Below are 5,900 nucleotides of genomic sequence, written 5' to 3'. Positions count from 1 at the left end.
AAAAAAACGAAGCGGAACAATTGAACAGGCAAAAAAAAAGAAGGTTAAGCTCGTGAGAGTCTAACCTTCTTTCCTTCCCTTCAATGGCAGTCTGTCCTGCGTGTTTTATCTCCAAGGGCAGCGTCTGGTCACTTTAGGCGGTTGTTTAGGAAACTGCGGCGAACATCCGCTTCCATCCGTTGCAGAAAATACCGCTTCCGGCAACACGAGAGCTGCGAAAAGAACCAATACGGCAACTCTGACCAATCCTTTTTTCACACGTGCATTTGTCTTCATAACTGCATCCTCCGGCAGTAGATACTTAAAGCAGGCAACCCGGCTGTCTCCACTCTGGAGACCCGTGGCTTTCCGACACCACCTCGCGGTGGCTGTGGCTTTGTCAACTTTCTTCCGGCAGAACAAATGCGGCAGAAAGAAAAAGAACCGATAATCCGATCAAACCCTTTTTAAGGGGTGTTGTCAGGCCCACCAGTCCTTTTTTAATGACTTTTGTACATGTGTTCTTCATAACTGCTTGCCTCCGGCAATAGATGTTAAAGCAGGCAGCCCGGCTGTCTCCACTCTGGAGACCCGTGGCTTTCCGACACCACCTCGCGGTGATTGTGGCTTTGTCAACTTTCTCGATCAGCCAAGGCAGTCAGAAAGTACGACATCTTCTCCTGCATGAAAAAGCAAGATCACTTCTCAGAAGCCCAAGCTTGCTGCGCTGGGCTTTGCTGCTCTTAATGCGAAATCCATGCCAGTTTTTGCCTCCGAATCGTAATTCACTGTTGTATCATTAAAAAAAGATCTATTATTGCTTTGATATTAATGATAATCTTTCTCATTCGGCTGAAATTGGGTATTTTTTACACAGTGAGACATGTGTTGTGAGTAATTTTTACACAGCTGAAAAAAAGGGAGGGGAAATAAAAAGAGCAGGCAGAAACCACGGAGTGGGTTGCGGCTGCGCGTCAACAGAATGAAAAGAATGAGAAGGCGAGGATGTTCCGCCAAAAGGACTTTTTCCCATGCTCTCCGCTGCTGTCCGGCGGCGGCGCAGCAGATTCAGAAGGAGGCAGCTGTCCAGAGGCGAAAAGCTCAAGTGTCTCGTTGAGCGGAGGAGCTTGAGCCTGTTTTTCGGGAAGAGGATGAGCTGGCCGCAGTTCCCTGGGATCAGGGGCGACCAGCGGAGGAAATTCCAGCGGCTCGTCGTGATCGGAGAGCTGGAGCCGCTTTCTCTCCGCCAGTCTTCTGGCTTTCACATCTGCGGCCAAATAAAGCGTCAGCTCAGGAAAGTTGCGCGAGAACTCGATCGTGCTCCAAAGCTGCTCAGCCGAAGGACTTCCCCCGCCGCCATCGGCACCGGAATGCGGATGCTCATTTTTCTTTGATGGTGATCCAAGCATGGCCTCCTCCCTTCCCCATTCTTGCGCAGGCAGCAACCGGTTTTTCAGAGGACGCTGATGCCCCGCAAGTCATGCGCCAGATCGGTTGTCAGCAAAGCGGTGAAAATGAACCGCCTTGAAACGGACTGCGGCATTCTGCTGCTTACAGCATACCATGCGGGCGCGGCGGAATAAAGCCGCAAGTGCTGAAAAATCCGCTTTTCGGGAGCAGAGATCTACAGCGGCGGAGAGTTGTTCTGCTTCCGCAGCTGTTTTTTGAGCAGGGGCAGAGCGCATTCAAAACTGAAGCTTTCAATGCAGGCCATGAGCTGGGTGAAATCGTTCCGGTTCATATGCGGCCTGATGCGCTCGCAGTTTTCCTCCAAAAACTGCAAGGCGGAGAAGTCCGACTGCTCCACCAAGGCGGCCAGCTGACGCAGCAGCGGCAGCGCTTCCTCACGGCTGAAGTTTTTCGGCGCAGCATCTTCTTTCTGCGCCGCCGGGCCGGCCGCAGCAGCATCAAGGCGGGAGGTCAGATAGCTGACTGTCTCCACCACTTGGTGGGCCAGCTGACGCAGCAGCCGGGCCAGTTCCGCCGCCCCGCCGGACTGTAGCTCAATTTCAACCTTTCCAGCCAAAGCTTGAATGCCGGTCAGGCCGAGGTTGCCCGCCACGCCTTTGAGGCTGTGCGCGGCATGTTTGGCCGCGTTGGCATCGCCAGCCGCGATCAATGCCTCGGTTTTTTCAAGTATATTAGATTGTTCTCGGCAGAATGCCCGCAGCAGCTTCAAATACAGCCCGCTGTTGCCCTCCAGCCGCCGCAGGCCGCCTGCCAGATCTAATCCGGCAGGCTGTGACGCTGTCCCAACCTCGGCCAGCAGCCGTTCCATCGGCTGGGCAACCGCCTCTTCGGCAGGCGGCGAGCCAAGGGAGCTGCCTGCCGTCTGCCGCTCAAGAGGCAGATTGATCCATCGGCTCAAAACCCTGAACAAGTCGCTGCGGCAGACCGGCTTAGGGATGTGGTCGTCCATGCCCATGCGGAAGCATTTGTCCCGCTCCTCGCTCACCGCGTGGGCGGTCATGGCTAAAATTGGCAGGTCGGTTCTGCCCAAGTCCTGCCGGATGCGACGGGCTGCCTCGTAGCCGTCCATAACCGGCATCTGAATGTCCATCAGCACTGCGTCAAAATGCCGGGCCGCCACAGCGGCCACCGCCTCGGCCCCGTTGCTCACCGTCTCCACCTGCACATCTGCCTTGGCCAGAATTTCCTGCGCCACCTGCTGGTTGATCAGGTTGTCCTCGGCCAGCAAAATGCGGGCGCTGCGTATACGGGCAATATCCTCGGCAGATGCCTCGTCCGTTCCGCTTCCATCGTTCCGGGCGGCCTTCCGGCTGTGCAAGGCAAAATCCAGCGTGAAAGAAAAGTTGCTGCCGATGCCCGCCTCGCTTTCCGCTGTCAGATGTCCTCCCATCAGACTGACCAGCCGTTTAGAAATGGTCAGGCCGAGGCCGGTGCCGCCGTATCTCCGAGCTGTGGAGCTGTCCGCTTGAGTGAAGGACTCGAAGAGCAGGGGCAGTTTTTCCGCCGGAATGCCTATGCCGGTGTCGGCGACAGAAAAGCGGATAACCGCCCGCTCCGCCGTTTCTTGGAGCAATGTTGTTCTGACAGTGATTTCTCCTTGTTCGGTGAACTTGACCGCGTTGCTGATCAGATTTGACAGCACCTGATGCAGCCGCATAGGGTCACCGATGATGTTTTTGGGCAGCTCCGGCGGCAGCGAGAGCCGGAGGCGGATGTTTTTCCGGCTGCTCTGCTCGCCGAAAAGCAGCATCAGCTTGTCAAAGAGGCTGCGCAGGTCAAAGCTGATATTTTCGATATCCAGCATTCCCGCCTCTATTTTCGAGAAATCAAGAATGTCGTTGATAATCTCCAGCAGGCTCCGCGAGGAGAGATGGATTTTGCGCAGGTAGTCGCGCTGCTTCTCTGTCAGCTCTGTTTCCATGGCCAGCTCCGCCAAGTTGATGATCCCGTTCATCGGCGTGCGTATCTCATGGCTCATGTTGGCGAGGAACTCGGATTTGGCGACTGTGGCTGCATGGGCGCGGTCCATCGCCGTGGTCAGCTCCTTGTTTGACTCCTCCAGCCTCTGGCGGTAGGCATGGAAAAGGTCGCGCACCTTGTGAGAAAAGAGCAGGGAGATGCAGAGCGCGCCGAGGAGGATGAAGCAGAAGATGGCCAAAGAGATGCGGAGTTTTTCCTGAAACAGCCGCTGGTGCCGTTCCTTCTTCAGGCTGATCTGCGCCTCTAGGTCATCGTAATAAAAGCCCCGAGCAATCACCCACTTCCATTCTGGATAGAGCTTGAAGTAGGTCATCTTCGGCTTGACTTTGTCCGTCCCCTGCTTCTTGTCCAAGTATTTGACAAAGACCTCGCCGAACTGCTGGATGCCGGCCATAAACTCCTCCCGGAAACGTTTGCCCTCAGGCTCTTGGTATTCGCTGCTCAGGAGGCGGTTGAGCGGGTCAGGCCGCCGGGGGTTGACTAAGACAGAGGGAGCACCGCCCTTGATGGCATTGAGGTCGATGATGAACATGTACTCATCCGCTGTCCGGCTCGCGTGCTGGTTAATGACATTGATAACATGCTGCTGGGTTTCCCCTTCGATGTCGTCTATGTAGTCGCTGGTGCCGATATACCAGTCAAAAGCCGGAAAATAGGCGACATAGGCGACGGCCTGATGCAGCCTGTCCGTCGGGCCGTCGGGCTTGGGCCAGGAATACTCGTAAAAACCGCCGCCCCGGCGGGCGGTCTCGGCCAAGCCGGTGAAGACCTTCAGGCGGTTCTCATTGCTGTTGTCGTGAATACTTTTGCCCTCGGCGGCGACATCCGGAGGCCAGAGCTTGGCGATGCCGGAAAGGGTGAGAATGAAAAAGGTGCTGCGGCCGTTATTGAAGCGGAAGGGGCGGACCGCCTCAATGATCAGCCGCTGCAGCTCCTCGTCGGACATGGATTTTCTGTTTTTTTCGTAAAGATTCCCCGCCATGTCCTGAATCTGCCGCACTTGGCTTTCAAGGCTGTGCTTGAGCTGGCTCAGGGCCATATGATGGCGCACATCCATGCTCTGGATAAAGTCCTGCACCGACATGGTCACGCCCTCTTTTTTCTGGCGGATATGCTCCTTCTCCAGCTGAGCCAGCTCTATTTTCAGGTTGATTTCCGCATCCCAGAAAGTGTGAGCGACGATGCCGAGCCACATCAGCAGGCCGACCAAGCTGGAGTTGAGAATGATCAGCTTGCCGATGTTCTCCTCGGTGAATATTTTCATGGTAAAAATGCCGGAGAATGAGTATTGATGCTGCAGCGTCCTGTTTACGCATGTGTCTGGGAAGAACAAGGGGAACCCACGCCCCGCGCTCACCCTTCAAGTATTATCCTGCGCGTCTCATGAATGAACAACAGCTTTCTGCGCTGCTGCGCCAAGTCCACAGCGGCAGCCTCAGTCCAGAGGCTGCCTTGGAGCGGCTGCGCCTTCTGCCGACAGAAACGCTGGAATCGGCCCGGCTCGACCACCATCGGCTGCTGCGCACTGGTCTGCCAGAAGCGGTTTTCGGCGAGAGCAAGACAGTGGCTCAATTGACAGAAATCCTCCGGGCCATGCTCCGCCGCCCGACCCCGGTTTTGGCCACGCGGGTTGATCCAGTCAAGGCCGAACAGGTCTGCGCTCAAGTCGAGGGGCTGCGCTATCATGAGACCGCCCGCCTGCTCACCGGCAATGAGAAGCATGTTCCGCAGAACAGCGGTAGGGGCGCGGTGGCGGTTGTCACCGCAGGCACTTCCGATCTACCTGTGGCTGAGGAGGCCCGACTCTGCCTTGAGCTGTTCGGTCACGAGACAGCTGCGGTTTATGATGTCGGCGTGGCAGGCATCCATCGCCTTCTTGTCCATTGTGAACTGCTTCAGCGGGTCTCAGTTGTGATTGTCGCCGCAGGCATGGAGGGAGCACTGCCCTCGGTGGTCGCTGGTTTGACTCCAGCTCCGGTGATTGCGGTGCCGACCTCAGTTGGCTACGGCGCAGGCGCAGGCGGCTTTGCGGCTTTGCTGGGAATGCTCAGCAGCTGCGCCCCCGGCTTGGCGGTGGTCAACATAGACAACGGCTTTGGAGCGGCCTGCATGGCAGCGGCGATCAACCGAAAAAGCTGACCTTTCAGCGCGAAGAAAAAGAGGAAAAACATGCTCCAGCCATTGCATGAAGCCCTGGCCTGGCGTATAGTTCAGCATTTTTCATGCTGATGCGTTCTGCTGCTGCTGCGGCACTGGTTCCGCAACTGACTAAGTTACTTTGGGAAAATATCTATGAACACCAACCTGAAACTGCGAAGCTGGCTGCTCTTTTTCATGATTCTTTTTTCCATCCTCTTCATTGTGCCGTCGTTCTACAAAGGCACGCCGGAGTGGTGGAAAAAATATCTGGCCCCAAAAGGACTTCAGCTCGGCCTTGACCTCCAAGGCGGAATGCACCTTGTCCTGCGGGC

Annotated in this window: 4 protein-coding genes, 1 pseudogene and 2 riboswitches; of the genes and pseudogenes, 2 read left to right on the top strand and 3 right to left on the bottom strand. The window is 56.1% G+C overall.

Features of this window, described 5'->3' with window-relative positions:
- Window positions 1–306: 306 nt before the first annotated feature.
- A riboswitch (cyclic di-GMP riboswitch) is annotated at window positions 307–385 on the bottom strand.
- The 3 genes from ACNKID_RS05680 to ACNKID_RS05670 form a co-directional block, all read right to left on the bottom strand.
- Window positions 380–508, bottom strand: coding sequence for a hypothetical protein (locus ACNKID_RS05680; protein WP_417912465.1), 129 nt, complete (start codon window positions 506–508; stop codon window positions 380–382). It overlaps the preceding riboswitch by 6 nt.
- A 30-nt stretch (window positions 509–538) precedes the next feature.
- Window positions 539–617: riboswitch (cyclic di-GMP riboswitch) on the bottom strand.
- A gap of 336 nt (window positions 618–953) precedes the next feature.
- Window positions 954–1,388 carry a hypothetical protein gene (locus ACNKID_RS05675; protein WP_417912464.1) on the bottom strand — a complete coding sequence of 145 codons (435 nt, stop codon included), beginning with the start codon at window positions 1,386–1,388 and terminating at the stop codon, window positions 954–956.
- A gap of 215 nt (window positions 1,389–1,603) precedes the next feature.
- Window positions 1,604–4,693 (bottom strand): cache domain-containing protein, encoded by a 3,090-nt coding sequence (locus tag ACNKID_RS05670; RefSeq protein ID WP_417912463.1) that lies wholly within the window; start codon window positions 4,691–4,693, stop codon window positions 1,604–1,606.
- Window positions 4,694–4,812: 119 nt separating this feature from the next.
- On the opposite strand from ACNKID_RS05670, the gene larB reads away from it, so the two are divergent.
- Entirely contained in the window at window positions 4,813–5,568 is a 756-nt protein-coding gene (gene larB, locus ACNKID_RS05665; protein ID WP_417912462.1) for a nickel pincer cofactor biosynthesis protein LarB, read from the top strand.
- 153 nt (window positions 5,569–5,721) lie between these two features.
- Window positions 5,722–5,900: pseudogene (locus ACNKID_RS05660) on the top strand (protein translocase subunit SecD); the annotation flags it as partial.

Source organism: Candidatus Electronema sp. TJ, assembly GCF_048287355.1.
Taxonomy (GTDB): domain Bacteria; phylum Desulfobacterota; class Desulfobulbia; order Desulfobulbales; family Desulfobulbaceae; genus Electronema.
Note: the sequence above shows the minus strand (reverse complement) of the source record. Positions and strands in the feature narration are given on the sequence as shown.

Excerpts from the sequence above, each read along its gene's own strand:
- ACNKID_RS05680 (WP_417912465.1), bottom strand. The coding sequence starts at position 508 with ATGAAGAACACATGTACAAAAGTCATTAAAAAAGGACTGGTGGGCCTG.
- ACNKID_RS05675 (WP_417912464.1), bottom strand. The coding sequence starts at position 1,388 with ATGCTTGGATCACCATCAAAGAAAAATGAGCATCCGCATTCCGGTGCC.
- ACNKID_RS05670 (WP_417912463.1), bottom strand. The coding sequence starts at position 4,693 with ATGAAAATATTCACCGAGGAGAACATCGGCAAGCTGATCATTCTCAAC.
- larB (WP_417912462.1), top strand. The coding sequence starts at position 4,813 with ATGAATGAACAACAGCTTTCTGCGCTGCTGCGCCAAGTCCACAGCGGC.